The following is a 16160-nucleotide window of genomic DNA, read 5'->3' as shown; positions in this document are numbered from 1 at the left end:
TGGCTCCTATCAAATTAGACGTGCAGCAGCAGGTGCTCGCGCTCCCACGGGCTGATGACGGTCATGAATTCCTGATGTTCCAGATCCTTGATGGCGGAGTAGACATCGATGAAGCGGTCTCCCAGAACGCTGCGCAGCTTGTCCTCGCCGCGCAGCAGTTGCAGCGCTTCCGGCAAGCCTTGCGGCAGTTCGACCATCAAATCGTAGGCGCTGCCTACGGTCATCGGCGTCGGTTCCAGCTGCTCGGTCATGCCGAGATAGCCGCAGGCCAGCGTGACGGCCAGCGCCAGGTACGGGTTGGCGTCGGCGCCGATGATGCGGTTCTCCACGCGGCGATCCTGCACGCCCGATTCCGGCACGCGGAAACCGACGGTGCGGTTGTCCATGCCCCACTGGATGTTGATCGGCGCCGCCGTGTGGCGCACGATGCGGCGGTAGGAGTTCACATACGGCGCGACGATCGCCATCGCCGACGGCATGTAGCGTTGCAGGCCGCCGATGTAGTGCTTGAAGATCGGCGCGGCCGAACCGTCTTCGGCGCTGAAGATGTTCTTGCCGGTCTTGAGATCGACCACGCTCTGGTGCACGTGCATCGCGGAACCCGGCTCGCCCGCCATCGGCTTGGCCATGAAGGTCGCATACATATCGTGCTTGAGCGCCGCCTCGCGCAAGGTGCGCTTGAAGAAGAACACCTTGTCGGCCAGGCCGAGCGGATCGCCGTGCAGGAAGTTGATCTCCATCTGGCCGGCGCCGATTTCGTGAATCAGCGTGTCGACGTCGAGGTTCATCAGGTCGCAGTAGTCGTAGATGTCTTCGAACAGCGGATCGAATTCGTTCACCGCGTCGATGCTGTAGACCTGGCGGCTGGTTTCCGCACGGCCGCTGCGGCCGATAGGCGGTTTCAAAGGCAGATCGGGATCGCTGTTCTTGGCGGTCAGGTAGAACTCCAGTTCCGGCGCCACCACTGGCTTCCACCCCTTGTCCGCATACAGCTTCAATACGCGGCGCAGCACGGAGCGCGGCGCGAAATCGACCAGGCGACCGTCGGAGAAGTAGCAGTCGTGGATGACTTGCGCGGTCGGATCGGTGGCCCACGGCACCATGGTGATGGTGGTCGGATCGGCCTTCAGTATCATGTCGCGGTCGGTGGTGGAGATGGCGCGGTCGTAGCCTGCGTCTTCCACCGGGTAATTGCCGGTCACGGTCATGCCCAGCACCGCTTCGGGGATGCGCATGCCGCGCTCCTGGGTGAACTTACCGCGCGGGAGGATCTTCCCGCGTGCCACGCCGGTCAAGTCGGGGACCAGGCATTCGATTTCGGTGACGTGCTTCTCGTTGAGCCACAGGTCCATGTCGGTATAAGTAAAATTTTCGCGGATTGCCATGGTTCTCTCTCTTTTTTAGCGTTGATTTTTATAGTTGCGGCAGGCCTCGCCGAAGGCCTTGAATAATTTGACGGAATCGGGGTTCTCCGTCAGGCGCCACTCTGGGTGCCACTGTACCGCGAGCGCGAAACTCCTGGCGTCTGCTACGCGGTAGGCTTCCACCAGGCCGTCGTCGGCGCGTGCTTCCACGGCCAGCGATGGCGCCAGTTGGGCGATGCCCTGGCCATGCAGCGAATTGACCATGATCTCGGCAGCGCCACCCAGGATGCGCGCCAGTTGGCCGTCCGGCTCCAGCAGCACGCGATGCGACGCTGCGTATTGCTGTGCCAAAGGCTGGTCCTTGCGCTCGCGGTGGTCGGCCATGCCGGCCACGTTGTGCACCGCCTGGTGCAGCGTGCCGCCCAGCGCCACGTTCACTTCCTGGAAGCCGCGGCATATCGCCAGCAGCGGTATGCCGCGCTTAAGCGCCGCCCGAATGAAAGGCAGCGTGGTGGCGTCGCGCGCCGCGTCCTGCGGCAGCGATGGTTCCAGCACTTCCTGCCCATACAGGCCGGCGTGTACGTTGGAGGGTGAACCGGTCAGCATGACGCCGTCGGCCAGCGCCAGCAGCGCTTCGAAATCCGTGGCCGCGCCCAGGGCCGGCATGATGAGCGGCGTGCAGCCCGCCCCGTCGGCCACTGCGGCGACATATTTGAACTGGGCCGTGTGGTTGGCATGGGCGCCGATCTGGTTCACACAGGCGGGGACAATGACAATTGGGCTACGCATGTCTTCATCATATGCCTATTTTGGTATCATTGTGAGTGCCACTTGTTTAAAATTGATGGAACCACTTTGAGTATCATGCCGCATCCCCTGTCGCCCACTTCCGATCTGCTGGCCCAAACGCTGGCCCTATCCGGCTTCCATCCGCGCCTGCCGCAGCAGCGCCGTTTGTATGAGGCGGCCAAGAGCGCCATCCACCGTCAGTTGCTGGGCGCGGGCAGCAAACTGCCGTCCAGCCGCGACCTGGCGCGTGACCTCGGCATCTCTCGCAACACGGTGATCGCGGCGTTCGAGCAGCTGGCGGCCGAGGGCTACGTCACCAGCGCGATGGGCAGCGGCACCTACGTGGCGGACCTCCAGGCGCAACGCGCCAGCATGCGCGGCTCCGGGCCGGCGCCGCGTGGATCGTCGCAGGGCCGCGCCGCGCGCCTGTCCAAACGGGGCCGCGAATTGACCAGCTTTGCAGCGGGCCCGCGCTTCGAGATCCAGCCCTTCGCGCCGGGCGAGGACGATTTCTCATCCTTCCCCTTCAAGCTGTGGCAACGGCTGCAGAACCGCATCTGGCGCGAGGCGCGCACCGACCTGCTGGACTACGGCCAGTCCGGCGGCCACCTGCCGCTGCGCCAGGCCATCACCGAATATCTGCGGCTGTCGCGCTCCGTCAAGGTGACGGTGGACCAGGTGATGATCACGGCTGGCACGCAGCAATCGCTGGACCTGTGCGCGCAGCTGCTGGCCGATGCCGGCGACACCGCCTGGGTCGAAGATCCAGGCTACTGGGGGGCGCGCCGCGTGTTCCAGTCACGCGAACTGAAACTGCATCCGATCGCGGTCGACGACGACGGCATGGTGCTCACGGAATCGGACCTCGCCACCAAGCCGCGCCTGATCTACGCCACGCCGTCGCATCAATATCCGACCGGCTCCGTCATGAGCCTGGCCCGCCGGCGCGAGCTGCTGAACATCGCCGTGCGCAAGGACGCGTGGATACTGGAAGACGACTACGACAGCGAATTCCGCTACACCGGCCGCCCGCTGGCCGCCCTGCAAGGCCTGGACATCGACGACCGCGTGCTCTACATGGGCACCTTCTCCAAGGTGCTCTACCCCGGCATCAAGGTCGGCTACCTGGTGGTGCCGCCCGCGCTGGTCGATGGCTTCAAGAGCGCGCTGTACGACCTTCAGCGCCCCGGCCAGCTGACGGTGCAGGCGGTGCTGGCGGACTTTATCGCGCTGGGCCACTTCACCACCCACATCCGCAAGATACGCCAGACCTACGGCGCCCGCCGCGAGCTGCTGCGCCGCACGCTGGTGCAGCAGCTCACGCCTCGCCTCGGCGGCAAGGTGACGATCTCCAGCGAAGAATCCGGCCTGCACCTGGTGGTACAGCTGCCCGACGACGCCGACGATGTGGCGCTGGAGGCGGCTGCCGCCGCTGCGGACATCCGCGTCAAGGCGCTATCGACCTACTACCTCGCACAGCCGACGCGGCGTGGCCTGCTGGTCGGCTACGCCTACTGCACGCCGGAGAAGATCGCCCACTACGGCCGTATCCTGGCGGATCTGATTGCAGACAGGGTGCAAGCATGAAGACCATGCCTTGGCGAGACTTCTGCGCGCTGGTCAGCAGCATCGGCGTAGTCGGACTGGGTCTGGGCGCGACCATTCCATTGACGGCGCTGCGGCTGGACCAGCGTGGCATCGGCACCGACATCATCGGCATCATCACCGCCGCCAGCGCCTTCGGCATCCTGGCCGCCACGCCTTTCGTCTCGCGCTGGGTGGCGCGCTACGGGCCGCGAGGCTGCATGCTAGGCGCTATCGCTGCAAGCGCGCTTTCGACCGCGTTGATGGAAGCGAGCGACAACCTGCTGCTGTGGGGCCTTCTGCGTTTTGTGTTCGGCGCCTGCATGGGTGTGCTGTTTACCATCGGCGAGGCTTGGGTCAACCATCTTGCGCCGGTCAACTCGCGAGGCCGCGTGGTGGCCATGTACACCACGGCGTTCACACTGTTCCAGCTGATAGGCCCTGCCCTTGTGGCGGGCCTGGAGGGCAAGGTAGCGTGGCCGTTCGCCGCCTGCGGTACGCTGTTCCTGCTCGCCCTTCCCGGCATGGCGCTGATCGCCGACGACGCTCATCACGACGAGAACGAGCCGCACGTCTCATGGCGCGCGGTGCTGCCACGCATGCCGATGATCGCCGTCGGTGCGGCCTTCTTCGCGCTGTTCGACACGCTGGCACTGAGCCTGCTGCCGCTGTACGCGATCCGCCAGGGCATCGTTACCGAACTGGCGCTGCTGTCGGCCACGGTGGTGCTGGTCGGCGACACCGCGCTGCAATTCGCCTTCGGCTGGCTTGCCGACCACGTGGGGCGGCGGCGCGTGCACACCGGCTGCGGCATCGCGGTGTGCGTGCTGCTGCCGCTGCTGCCCTTCGCTGCGGGCACGCCATGGCTGTGGTGGATACTGCTGCTGATGCTGGGTGCGACGGCGGGGGCGATCTACATGCTGTCGCTGGTGGCGTGCGGCGCGCGCTTCCAGGGCCAATCGCTGGTCGCGGCCAGCGCCGTGGTCAATGCCAGTTGGGGTATCACCAGCAGCGGCGGGCCGCTGGTGACAGGGCTGTTGATGCAGACCACCGGCATCAATGCGCTACCGGCGGTGCTGTGGTGCGGCGCGGCAATCTTCGTCGCCTGCGCCTGGTGGGAGTACAAACAGGGCTACGTGGATTAGCCTTTAGCTGCCGCAGCGACCTGCTTCTGGCGCAGGCGTTCGTTGCGGGCGATGTACAGGCTCGATGCGATCACGCCGATCGACACCACCAGGATGGTCAGCGCCGCCACGGCGTTCACGCGCGGATCGAGGCCAAGACGCGCACGCGAAAAGATCACGATAGGCATCGTCGACGAGCCGGGGCCGGACAGGAAGGCCGACAGCACCACGTCATCCAGCGACAGCGTGAACGTCAGCAGCCACGCGGAACCCAGCGCCTGCGTGATGTTCGGCAGCGTCACCAGGAAGAACACCTGGTACGGACGGCAGCCCAGGTCCATCGCAGCTTCCTCCAGCGACTTGTTCATCTCCTGAAGGCGAGACTGCACCACCACCGCCGCATAGGCCATGCCCAGCAGGGTGTGGCCGAGCCAGATCGTCACCAGGCCGCGCTCCGGGAAGCCGAAGGCCTTCTGCACCGACACCAGCATCAGCAGCAGCGACAAGCCGATGATCACCTCCGGCATCACCAGCGGCGCGCTGACCATGCCCGAGAACAGCGTGCGGCCAGCGAAGCGCTGGTAGCGGTTCAGCACAAACGCCGCGAACGTCCCCAGCACCACCGAAGCGCAAGCCGTCAGCAGCGCGATGCGCAACGACAGGCCGAAACCGCTGATGATTTCCGAGTCGTTCATCAGCTCCGCATACCACTGCGTCGAAAAACCGCTCCAGATCATGTCCTGGCGCGAGCTGTTAAACGAGAACACCACCAGCACCACGATGGGCAGGTAGAGGAACAGATAACCCAGCGACAGCCAGCCGCGCCCGAACCAGCGCTGCACGAAATTGGAATGTCCTTTCATGGGCGGGCCTCCTGCTCTGCCGTGTATTTATTGAAGATCGCCATCGGCACCAGGATCAGCAGGATCACCACCACCGTCACCGAGGACGCCAGCGGCCAGTCGTTATTGGTGAAGAACTCGTCCCACAGCTGGCGGCCGATCATCAGCGTTTCCGGGCCGCCCAGCAGCTCGGGGATCACGTACTCGCCCACTGCCGGGATGAACACCAGCATGGTGCCGGCGATGATGCCCGACTTCGACAGCGGCACCGTGATGCGCCAGAACGCCTGCATCGGCGTCGCGCCCAGGTCGGCCGCCGCTTCCAGGAAGCGCAGGTCCATCTTCACCAGGTTGGCGTACAGCGGCAGGATCATGAACGGCAGGTAGGCGTACACCATGCCGATGATGAGCGAGAACTGCGTGTTCATCAGATGCAGCGGCTCGCTGATGAAGCCCATGCTGATCAGGAAGTGGTTCAGGATGCCGTTGTTGGCCAGGATGCCCTTCCATGCGTAGATGCGCAGCAGGAAGGAGGTCCAGAACGGCATCATCACCATCATCAGCAGCACCGGGCGAACGGTAGGCTTGGCGCGCGCCATGAAGTAGGCGAACGGATAGCCGATGATCAGGCACAGCGAGGCCGTGATGGCGGCGAACTTGATGGAGTTCAGGTAGGTGATCGCATACAGCTCATCCTGCGCGATGAACAGGTAGTTGGAGACCTTGACCTTGAGCGTGATGACGCCGTCGGCCAGCGTCATCAGCGTGCCGAAGGGATTGCCGCCGGCGTCCGCCTCGGTGAAACTGATGCGCATCACGATCAGGAACGGCACCAGGAAGGCGAACGTCAGCCACAGGAAAGGCACGGCGATCACCACGTTGCGGCCGGTGAGCCAGCGCCCGGTCAGCAGGTTCTTGAGAAATTTCATGGCTGCGCTCCGCCTTAGCTGGTCAGCACGACGACGTCGGCGCCGTCCCACCAGGCGTAGACGCGCTGGTCGCGCTTGAGCGCCGAATCGTCATGGCGGGCCGCGTTGGTGCGCGAAACCTTGAGCTGCATGCCGCTGTCGAGGCGCACGTGGTACAGCGTCTCGTTGCCGAAGTAGGCCATGGCCGTGATCGTGCCCTGCACGCAGTTGTAGCCATCCTCGCTGGCGTTGGCGCGCTGCGCCGCGGTCGGCGCCTCGGCCTGCACGGCGATCTTCTCGGGACGCACGGCCACCGACACCGCCATGCCCATCGTGCCGGTGATGCCGTGGGTGACGTAGTGGCGGCCTTCCGGCGTTTCGATGATGACGTGGTCCGGCTCATCGACCGCCACGCTGCCGTTGAACATATTGACGCTGCCGATGAAGTCCGCGACGAAGCGGCAGTTCGGCGTTTCGTAGATTTCGCCCGGCGCGCCCACCTGCAGGATGCGGCCTTCGCTCATCACCGCGATGCGGGTCGCCATGCTCATGGCTTCGTCCTGGTCGTGCGTCACCATCACGCAGGTCACGCCCACTTCCTCGATGATGCCGACCAGTTCCATCTGCGTGCGTTCGCGCAGCTTCTTGTCCAGGGCGCCCAGCGGCTCGTCCAGCAGCAGCAACTGCGGACGCTTGGCCAGGCTGCGCGCCAGCGCCACGCGCTGCTGCTGGCCGCCTGACAGCTGGTGCGGCTTGCGCTTGCCGTAGGCGGTCAGCTGCACCAGCGCCAGCATCTGCTCCACGCGGGCGGCGATTTCGTCCTTCGGCAGACCGTCGCGGCGCAGGCCGAAGGCGATGTTGTCCCACACCGTCAGGTGCGGGAACAGCGCGTACGACTGGAACATCATATTGATCGGGCGCTCGTATGGCGGCACGCCGACGATGTCCTTGCCGCCCAGCGTGATCTGGCCCTGGGTCGGCGTTTCGAAACCGGCCAGCATGCGCAGCAGCGTGGACTTGCCGCAGCCGGAACTACCCAGCAGCGCAAAGATCTCGCCCTTGTTGATCGCCACCGACACATCGTTGACGGCGCGGACGCCGTCGAATTCCTTAACCAGGTTGCGGATCAGCAGGAAGGGTTCTCGCTCTTGGGTCATGTTATTAAAATATAAATGATATTAATAATATTACGGGAAAACCCGTGAATAGCAGGCCGACCGCAGGCCGCGCGCTTTGTCGAACCCGTCATTATAAATGACGCAATCACACATGCAACAGCAGGTGTTCCCGCTCCCACGGGCTGATGACGGTCATGAACTCCTGGTGCTCCAGCTCCTTGATCGCCGTGTAGACGTCGATGAAGCGCTCGCCCAGCACGTCGCGCAGCCGGTCCTCGCGCCGCAGCAGCTCCAGCGCCTGCGGCAGCCCTTGCGGCAGCTCGTACAGATGGTCGTAGGCGCTGCCGGTGGTCATGGCGGTCGGCTCCAGCTGGTCCACCAGGCCGAGATAGCCGCAGGCCAGCGTCACCGCCATCGCCAGGTAGGGATTGGCGTCGGCGCCGATGATGCGGTTTTCCACCCGGCGCTGCTCGACGCCCGAGATCGGAATGCGGAAGCCCACGGTGCGGTTGTCGATGCCCCACTGGATGTTGATCGGCGCGGCCGTGTGGCGCACGATGCGGCGGTAGGAGTTCACATACGGCGCCATGATCGCCATCGCCGACGGCGTGTAGCGCTGCAGGCCGCCGATGTAGTGGCGGAAGTGGGCCGACGGCGAACCGTCCGCCGCGCTGAAGATATTGCGGCCGGTGGCGGCGTCGCTTACGCTCTGGTGCACATGCATCGCCGATCCCGGCTCGCCCGCCATCGGCTTGGCCATGAAGGTCGCGTACATATCGTGCTTGAGCGCCGCCTCGCGCAAGGTGCGCTTGAAGTAGAAGACGTTGTCGGCCAGGGCCAGCGGGTCGCCGTGCTGGAAGTTCAGGCCCATCTGGCCGGCGCCGGTTTCGTGGATCAGCGTGTCGACATCGAGATTCATCAGCGCGCAGTAGTCGTAGATGTCCTCGAACAGCGGATCGAACTCGTTGACGGCGTCGATGCTGTAGACCTGGCGGCTGGTCTCGGCGCGGCCGCTGCGGCCCACCGGCGCCTTCAGCGGCAGGTCGGGATCGATGTTCTTCTCGGTCAGGTAGAACTCCAGCTCCGGCCCCACCACCGGCGTCCAGCCTTTGTCGGCGTACAGCTTGAGCACACGCCGCAACACCGAACGCGGGGCGAAATCGACCAGCGTGCCGTCGGCGAAGTAGCAATCGTGGATGACTTGCGCGGTCGGATCGATGGCCCACGGGACTTTGGTGATGCTGCCGGGGTCCGCGCGCAGAATCATGTCGCGGTCGGTGGATGAGATGGCGCGGTCGTAGGCCGCGTCCTCGGTCGGGTAGTTGCCGGTGACGGTCATGCCCAGCACCGCCTCGGGGATGCGCATGCCGCGCTCCTGGGTGAATTTGGCCCGCGGCAGGATCTTCCCGCGCGCCACGCCCGTCAGATCGGGCACCAGGCATTCGATTTCAGTGACGCGATTCTCGTTGAGCCACTGGTCCATATCGGCATCGGAGAAATTTTCACGGATAGACATGTTCGCTCTCTGTGGTCGTGATCAAGCGATCGATAGTCTAATTTACCATGTTTACAACCTTTCTTCCGCAGCCTCCACACGGGTTTGCACAAGAATTTTCTTGATCTCCGGGACGCAGGAACCGCAGTTGCCGCCCGCCTTGAGGCAGGCCGTCACTTCCGGCACCGTCTTCAGGTCTTTTTCGATGATGGCGTTGCAGATGGTGTTGCGGCCCACGCCGAAGCAGGAGCACACGGTAGGCCCGGTATCGGCGCCCTTCTCGACCGGCATGCCGACCAGCAGGCCGACGCGGTCGATTTCGCTGAGCTCCTGCTTGACGAACAGGCTGGCCAGCCACGCGCGCGACGGCATGTCCTGGCGCGGCGACAGGAAGATGCACTGCTCGATGCGGTCGTTCACCACATGCACGGCGCGATACACGCCGGCGGTGCGGTCTTCGTACTCGAGCCAGTCCGCATCCAGGTCCTGCACGCCCAGCAGCGTGCGCGCCCAGTCGCTGAAGTCCATGATGGTGTTGCGGCCGGCCAGCTCGTAGCGGGCGAATTCGCGGCCCTGTATCCGCGTCCAGTGGGCCACGCTGTCCAGGCTCATCTCGGTGCGGCTGAGGATGAAGCCGTGCCAGTTCACGCGGAACTGCTCGATGCGCACCGGCGTGTGCTTGAATTCCGGCTCGCCGGAGACCGGATCGACCACTGGATTGACCAGCGCGCCGACGCGGGCGTCGGACGAGGTCTGGCCCGACCAGTGGATGGGAATGAACACGCTGCCGCGCGGAATGCCGCCGCCGTGCTGCACGCGCGCCACCATCGCACCCCACTCCGAACTGACGCGCGCCAGTTCGCCCTCGCGCACGCCGTGCAGCAGCGCGTCCTGCGGGTGGATGTCGACGAAGGACTCGGCGATGTGGTCGGCCAGCGTGGCGGATTTACCGGTGCGCGTCATCGTGTGCCACTGGTCGCGCACGCGGCCGGTGTTGAGCGACAGCGGGAAGTCCTCGCTGACGGCGTTGGCCGGCGCGCGCGTGGCGGTGGCGATGAAGCGCGCCTTGCCGTCTGCGTGGGCGTACACGTTGTCCTTGAACAGGCGGGCTTCCGTTTGCAGTTCGCCGGAGGCGGTGCGGCGCACCGGCCATTGGGTCGGCTCCAGTTCATCGTACTCGCGCTGATTCAGTCCGGCCAGGCCGGACATGTCGAACGCGCGCGGCACGTCGCCGACGGCGTTGCGGAAGCCGCTCAACCGCGCATGCTCGTCGAACACGCCGTGGGCGCCGCAGAAATCGAAGCCGCCATAACCCATGCGCTGCGCGAACAGCGACAGGATCTTCCAATCCGGCAGCGCCTCGCCGGGCGCGGGCAGGAAGGCACGTTGGCGCGATATGCGGCGCTCGGAATTGGTGACGGTGCCGTCCTTCTCGCCCCAGCCCAGCGCGGGCAGCAGCACGTCGGCATAGGCGTTGGTGTCGGTGTTCTGCATGATGTCGGTGGCGACCACCAGCTTGCACTTCTCCAGCGCGCGGCGCACCTGGTCCGCGTCCGGCAGGCTGACCAGGGGATTGGTGGCGATCACCCACACTGCCTTGACGGTCCCCGCCTCGATGGCGCGGAACAGATCGACCGCCTTCAGGCCAGGCCTGGCGGCGATGGATGGAGAGTCCCAGAAAGTCTGCACCACGTCGCGATGGTCGGCGCGGTCCAGGTCCATGTGCGCGGCCAGCATATTGGCCAGGCCGCCCACTTCGCGGCCGCCCATGGCGTTGGGCTGGCCGGTGATCGAGAACGGCCCCATGCCCGGCTTGCCGATACGGCCGCCGATCAGGTGGCAGTTGATGATGGCGTTGACCTTGTCGGTGCCGGCCGACGATTGATTGACGCCCATCGAAAACGCGGTGATGGTCTTGCGCGTGGCGGCGAAGGATTCGTAGAACTCCATCAGCACCGGCAGCTCGATGCGGCAGATCTTGGCCACGGCGGCGGGATCGCTGCAATCGATGTTGGCCGTTTCCAGCGCCGCGTCAAGACCGTTGGTGTGCTCGCCGACGAAGGACGGATCGACCGCGCCGATGCGCGCCAGATAGCTCAGCAAGCCATTGAACAGCCACACGTCCGTCCCCGCCTTGACCGGCAGGTGCAGGTCGGCCAGCTCGCAGGTGGCGGTGCGGCGCGGATCGATGACGACGATCTTCATCTCCGGCCGGCTCTCCTTGGCCTTGAGGATGCGCTGGAACAGGATGGGATGGCACCACGCGGTGTTGGAACCGACCAGCACCACCATGTCGGCCAGTTCCAGGTCGTCGTAGCACAGCGGCACCAGGTCTTCACCGAAGGCGCGCTTGTAGCCGGCCACCGCCGACGACATGCACAGCCGCGAGTTGGTGTCGATGTTGGCGCTGCCGACATAACCCTTCATCAGTTTGTTGGCGACATAGTAATCCTCGGTCAGCAGCTGGCCGGATACGTACAGCGCCACCGCGTCCGGCCCATGCTCGGCGATGATGGAGCGCCATGTACCGGCCACCTTGTCCAGCGCATCGTCCCACGATACGCGCCGCAGGCCGCCGGCATCGCGCACCTGCGGATACAGCAGGCGCCCTTCCAGGCCCACAGTCTCGCCCAGGGCGGAACCCTTGACGCACAGGCGGCCCTTGTTAGCCGGGTGCAGTTTGTCGCCGGCGATGGCTATCGTGCCGTCGGTCTTGGGCGTCGCCTGCACGCCGCAGCCTACGCCGCAATAGGCGCATGTGGTGCGTACTGCCAGATGGTCGGTGGACAGGTTCAAGATGCTTGCTCGCTCAAATCATGCGGCGCGCGCGGAAAGCGCCTCGCCAAACAACAGGTTTTGCCGGATCGGCGTAATGTCGGTGCGGTTCTGGATCAGGTTGAAGTACCAGGGGCCGTCCTTGACGTCGCCATACAGCACGGCGCCGGTGACGCGGCCGTCCTTCAGTACAAGACGTTTGTAGACGCCGCGCCGCGCATCGCGCAGCACCAGGTCTTCGCTGCCTTCGCCGCCGACGAAGTCGCCGACCGAATACAGGTCCACGCCGGTCACTTTCAGGCGTGTCGGCGATGTCTGCTGCACGTAGCGGCGCACGCCGGCGCCGGCCAGGTGTGCGCCGCAGACACGCGCCTGATCCCAGATCGGCGCCACCAGGCCAAAGGTGGCGCTGCGGTGCTGCACGCATTCACCGACGGCGTACACGCGTGGGTCGTAGGTTTGCAGCGTGTCGTCGACAACGATGGCGCGTTCGCAATGCAGGCCGGCCGACTTGGCCAGGTCGATGTTGGGACGCACGCCGGCGGTCATCACCACCAGGTCCGCAGGAATTTCGCTGTTGTCCTTGAAGCGCACCGCGCGCACGCGGTCAGGGCCGACGATTTCGGCGGTCTGCGCGCTCATCATGAACTTCAGGCCCTTCGCTTCCAGCGCTTTTTGCAGCAGCAGCGCTGCCGGTTTATCGAGCTGCTGGTTCATCAGCGCGTCGGTCACATGGACCACGGTGACGGACATGCCTTGCCGTTGCAGGCCGTTAGCCGCCTCAAGGCCCAGCAGTCCACCGCCGATCACCACTGCGTGACGGTGATCGCGTGCCATCGCCAGCATGCTCTCCACGTCCTGGATATCGCGGAAGGCCAGCACGCCGGGCAACTGGTGGCCGGGCACGGGGATGATGAAGGGCTTGGAACCGGTGGCGATCAGCAGGCGGTCGTAGCGGACTTCCAGACCGGAGCGGGCGCGCACGATGCGCTTGCGGCGGTCGATGTGTTCGACCGGATCGCCAGCATGCAGCGTGATGCCATGCTGGACGTACCATTCGCGGGTGTTGAGCATGATGTCTTCCATGCTCTTCTCGCCCGCCAGTACAGGCGACAGCAGGATGCGATTGTAGTTACCGTGCGGCTCGGCGCCGAACACGGTGATGTCGTACATGTCCGGCGCCAGCTTGTGCAGCTCCTCGACCGTGCGCATGCCGGCCATGCCGTTACCGATCACGACCAGCGCGGGTTTCACAGGCCTACCCACACTTTGCCGCCGTCGATGCGGGCAGGATAGGTGGCGACCGAATGTTCCGGCGCTTCCAGGCACTCGCCCGTTTGCAGGTCGAAGTGCTGCTTGTAGATCGGCGAGGCGACCACGATGCGCTCGCCCAGGTTGCCCACCAGTCCACGCGACAGCACGGACGCCTCGGAATTCGGATCGTAGTTATCGATGGCGAACACGCGCGCGCTGCCGTCGTCCACATGGAACACGGCGACCTGCTGTTTGTTCAGCAAGGCGCACACGCCGGTGTTGGGCACGATGTCGTCCAGGTTGCAGACGGCGATCCAGTTATCGGTTTGAATATCGCGATGCATAATCTTCTCCTCAAGCTGCCTTGACTGCGATGGGAATCACGCGCTTGCGCTCTTCCACGGTGGCCGGACGAATCTGGCCGCGTTCTTCCATGAACAGCACGTTCTCGTCGCCCTTTTCGCTGTTGACGAAGTGGCGGAAACGCTTGCGGGTTTCCGGGTTCTCGACAGCTTCCTTCCACTCGCACGCGTAGGTGTCGACCAGGTGCTGCATGTCTGCTTCCAGCTCGGCGGCTATGCCCAGCTTGTCGTTGACGACGACCTGCTTCAGGTAATCCAGGCCGCCTTCCAGGTTCTCGCGCCATACGCTGGTGCGTTGCAGGCGGTCGCCGGTGCGGGTGTAGAACATCAGAAAGCGGTCGATGTACTGGACCAGCGTGGCCTTGTCCAGGTCCGTCGCCAACAGCTCGGCGTGGCGCGGCTTCATGCCGCCGTTGCCGCATACGTACAGGTTCCAGCCTTTTTCGGTGGCGATGACGCCCACGTCCTTGCCCTGCGCTTCGGCGCACTCGCGGGTGCAGCCGGATACGCCGAACTTGATCTTGTGCGGCGTGCGCAGGCCCTTGTAGCGGTTTTCCAGTTCGATCGCCAGGCCGATGGAATCGTCGACGCCATAGCGGCACCAGGTCGAGCCGACGCAGGATTTCACCGTGCGCAGCGACTTGCCGTAGGCGTGGCCGGATTCGAAGCCGGCGGCGATCAGCTCTTCCCAGATCAGCGGCAGCTGCTCGACGCGGGCGCCGAACAGGTCGACGCGGGCGCCACCGGTGATCTTGGTGTACAGCTGGTACTTCTTGGCGACCATGCCGACCGCGATCAGGCCATCGGCCGTCACTTCGCCGCCCGGCATGCGCGGCACCACCGAGTAGGTGCCGTCCTTCTGGATATTGCCGAGGAAGTAGTCGTTGGTGTCCTGCAGGCTGGCGTGTTCCTTCTTCAGCACGAAGTCGTTCCACACCGACGCCAGGATACTGGCCGCCAGCGGTTTGCAGACGTCGCAACCGAGGCCCTTGCCGTGCTTGGACAGCAGGTCGCCGAAGCTCTTGATCTGGCCGACTTTAATCAGGTGGAACAGCTCCTGGCGCGAATACGCGAAGTGCTCGCAGACGTGGTTGTTGACGGCCATGCCGAGCTTTTTCATCTCGGCCTTCATCACCTGCGTCACCAGCGGCACGCAGCCGCCGCAGGAGGTGCCGGCGTTGGTGCAGCTTTTCAGTTCGCCGATGGTGGTGGCGCCGCCCGCCACCGCTGCACACAACGAACCTTTCGACACGTCGTTGCAGGAGCAGATCTGCGCGCCATCCGGCAGAGCATCCACGCCCAGGCCTGGTTTGGCCGCGCCATCCGATTGCGGCAGGATCAGGAACTCCGGCGACTCCGGCAGTTCGATTTTGTTCAACATCATTTGCAGCAGCGTGCCGTACTCGCTGGCGTCGCCCACCATCACGCCTCCCAGCAGGTACTTGCCGCAATCGGAGACGACGATTTTCTTGTAGATCTGTTTGCGCTCGTCGGTGAACTGGTAGGAACGGCTGCCTTCGACCTTGCCGTGCGGGTCGCCGATGCTGGCCACGTCCACGCCCATCAGTTTCAGCTTGGTGCTCATGTCGGCGCCGGCGAATTCCGCCGCTTCGCCCAGCATATGCTTGGCCGCGACGCGCGCCATCTCATAGCCCGGCGCCACCAGGCCGAAGATCAAGCCGCCCCACAGCGCGCATTCGCCGATGGCGTAGACGTCCGGGTCGGAGGTGACGCAGTTGTTGTTGATCTCGATACCACCGCGTGGGCCGATCGTCAGGCCGCTCTCGCGGGCCAGCATGTCGCGTGGGCGGATGCCGGCCGAGAACACGATCATGTCGGCGTCCAGATAGCCGCCGTCGGCGAACTCCAGGCGCTGACGTCCACCTTCCTTGCCGTCGACGCCATCGACGATGGCGGTGGTGTTCTTACCCGTGTGGACGGTCACGCCCAGTTCTTCGATCTTACGGCGCAGCACGCGCGCGCCGCCGTCGTCCACCTGCACCGCCATGAGGCGCGGCGAGAATTCGACTACGTGGGTGTCGAGCTTCATGTCACGCAAGGCCTTGGCGCATTCGAGGCCCAGCAGGCCGCCGCCGATGACCACACCGGTCTTCGAGCGCTTGCCGCATTCGAGCATCGCTTCCAGGTCTTCAATGGTGCGGTAGACGAAGCAGTCCTTGCGCTCCCTGCCCGGCAGCGGCGGCACGAAGGGGAAGGAGCCGGTGGCGATCACCAGCTTGTCGTAGTCCAGCACATTGCCGTCGGCGGTGGTGACGGTCTTGCGGGCGGTGTCGATGCCGGTGGCCCGGGTATTAAGGCGCAGCACCATGTCGTCGCGGTCGAAGAAGCCAGGCTTCACCAGCGACAGGTCTTCCGCCGATTTACCGGAGAAGAATTCAGACAGGTGCACGCGGTCATACGCGGGACGAGGCTCTTCGCACAGCACCGTCACTTGCAGATGGGCGGCGCCGCTGTTGGCCAGGCTTTCCAGGAACTTGTGGCCGACCATGCCATGACCGATAACGATAATTTTCATGATGTCCTC

The 16160-nt window shown here is 64.7% G+C and carries 12 protein-coding genes; 2 read left to right on the top strand and 10 right to left on the bottom strand.

The genetic code is table 11. The features are described from left to right. Positions 1–14: 14 nt before the first annotated feature. Together DUGA2_RS18640 and DUGA2_RS18635 are read right to left on the bottom strand one after the other, a co-directional pair. Positions 15–1385, bottom strand: a complete 1371-nt coding sequence (locus DUGA2_RS18640) for a glutamine synthetase family protein (RefSeq protein ID WP_070270984.1) — start codon at positions 1383–1385, stop codon at positions 15–17. Between the two features lie 15 nt (positions 1386–1400). Next, the gene (locus tag DUGA2_RS18635; RefSeq protein WP_070270983.1) at positions 1401–2153 is read right to left on the bottom strand and encodes a gamma-glutamyl-gamma-aminobutyrate hydrolase family protein; all 753 of its coding nucleotides are present in this window, start codon (positions 2151–2153) and stop codon (positions 1401–1403) included. Between the two features lie 75 nt (positions 2154–2228). Here DUGA2_RS18635 and DUGA2_RS18630 point away from each other — a divergent pair, with 75 nt between their 5' ends. Further along, entirely contained in the window at positions 2229–3740 is a 1512-nt protein-coding gene (locus DUGA2_RS18630) for a PLP-dependent aminotransferase family protein (protein ID WP_070270982.1), read from the top strand. After that, the gene (locus DUGA2_RS18625) at positions 3737–4882 is read left to right on the top strand and encodes an MFS transporter (RefSeq protein WP_070270981.1); all 1146 of its coding nucleotides are present in this window, start codon (positions 3737–3739) and stop codon (positions 4880–4882) included. The genes DUGA2_RS18630 and DUGA2_RS18625 overlap by 4 nt, the downstream gene beginning before the upstream one ends. On the opposite strand, the gene DUGA2_RS18620 is transcribed toward DUGA2_RS18625, so the two are convergent. The 8 genes from DUGA2_RS18620 to nirB form a co-directional block, all read right to left on the bottom strand. Next, on the bottom strand, positions 4879–5724 hold the full coding sequence (locus tag DUGA2_RS18620) for an ABC transporter permease (RefSeq protein ID WP_070270980.1): 846 nt from the start codon (positions 5722–5724) through the stop codon (positions 4879–4881). The genes DUGA2_RS18625 and DUGA2_RS18620 overlap by 4 nt on opposite strands. Next, on the bottom strand, positions 5721–6632 hold the full coding sequence (locus DUGA2_RS18615) for an ABC transporter permease subunit (RefSeq protein ID WP_070270979.1): 912 nt from the start codon (positions 6630–6632) through the stop codon (positions 5721–5723). Before DUGA2_RS18615 ends, DUGA2_RS18620 begins: the two co-directional genes overlap by 4 nt. Positions 6633–6646: 14 nt before the next feature. Next, a complete protein-coding gene (locus tag DUGA2_RS18610) occupies positions 6647–7768 on the bottom strand; it encodes an ABC transporter ATP-binding protein (protein ID WP_070270978.1) in 1122 nt (373 codons plus the stop codon). 106 nt (positions 7769–7874) lie between these two features. After that, positions 7875–9245: a glutamine synthetase family protein gene (locus DUGA2_RS18605; RefSeq protein ID WP_070270977.1), complete on the bottom strand. Its 1371-nt coding sequence runs from the start codon at positions 9243–9245 to the stop codon at positions 7875–7877. 51 nt (positions 9246–9296) lie between these two features. Next, entirely contained in the window at positions 9297–12020 is a 2724-nt protein-coding gene (locus tag DUGA2_RS18600) for a nitrate reductase (protein ID WP_070270976.1), read from the bottom strand. An 18-nt stretch (positions 12021–12038) separates the two neighbouring features. Further along, on the bottom strand, positions 12039–13253 hold the full coding sequence (locus DUGA2_RS18595) for an NAD(P)/FAD-dependent oxidoreductase (RefSeq protein ID WP_070270975.1): 1215 nt from the start codon (positions 13251–13253) through the stop codon (positions 12039–12041). Continuing rightward, entirely contained in the window at positions 13250–13597 is a 348-nt protein-coding gene (nirD, locus tag DUGA2_RS18590) for a nitrite reductase small subunit NirD (protein ID WP_070270974.1), read from the bottom strand. Before nirD ends, DUGA2_RS18595 begins: the two co-directional genes overlap by 4 nt. A 10-nt stretch (positions 13598–13607) precedes the next feature. After that, on the bottom strand, positions 13608–16151 hold the full coding sequence (nirB, locus tag DUGA2_RS18585) for a nitrite reductase large subunit NirB (RefSeq protein ID WP_070270973.1): 2544 nt from the start codon (positions 16149–16151) through the stop codon (positions 13608–13610). Positions 16152–16160: the final 9 nt, after the last annotated feature.

Source organism: Duganella sp. HH101 (assembly GCF_001758795.1).
Classification (GTDB): Bacteria; Pseudomonadota; Gammaproteobacteria; order Burkholderiales; family Burkholderiaceae_D; genus Rugamonas; species Rugamonas rivuli.
The sequence above is the reverse complement of the archived record's forward strand: the minus strand, read 5'-3'. Positions and strand labels throughout refer to the sequence as shown.

What these genes read in the sequence shown, in the direction of transcription:
- DUGA2_RS18640 (WP_070270984.1), bottom strand. Translation starts at nt 1,385, where the DNA reads ATGGCAATCCGCGAAAATTTTACTTATACCGACATGGACCTGTGGCTC.
- DUGA2_RS18635 (WP_070270983.1), bottom strand. Translation starts at nt 2,153, where the DNA reads ATGCGTAGCCCAATTGTCATTGTCCCCGCCTGTGTGAACCAGATCGGC.
- DUGA2_RS18630 (WP_070270982.1), top strand. Translation starts at nt 2,229, where the DNA reads ATGCCGCATCCCCTGTCGCCCACTTCCGATCTGCTGGCCCAAACGCTG.
- DUGA2_RS18625 (WP_070270981.1), top strand. Translation starts at nt 3,737, where the DNA reads ATGAAGACCATGCCTTGGCGAGACTTCTGCGCGCTGGTCAGCAGCATC.
- DUGA2_RS18620 (WP_070270980.1), bottom strand. Translation starts at nt 5,724, where the DNA reads ATGAAAGGACATTCCAATTTCGTGCAGCGCTGGTTCGGGCGCGGCTGG.
- DUGA2_RS18615 (WP_070270979.1), bottom strand. Translation starts at nt 6,632, where the DNA reads ATGAAATTTCTCAAGAACCTGCTGACCGGGCGCTGGCTCACCGGCCGC.
- DUGA2_RS18610 (WP_070270978.1), bottom strand. Translation starts at nt 7,768, where the DNA reads ATGACCCAAGAGCGAGAACCCTTCCTGCTGATCCGCAACCTGGTTAAG.
- DUGA2_RS18605 (WP_070270977.1), bottom strand. Translation starts at nt 9,245, where the DNA reads ATGTCTATCCGTGAAAATTTCTCCGATGCCGATATGGACCAGTGGCTC.
- nirD (WP_070270974.1), bottom strand. Translation starts at nt 13,597, where the DNA reads ATGCATCGCGATATTCAAACCGATAACTGGATCGCCGTCTGCAACCTG.
- nirB (WP_070270973.1), bottom strand. Translation starts at nt 16,151, where the DNA reads ATGAAAATTATCGTTATCGGTCATGGCATGGTCGGCCACAAGTTCCTG.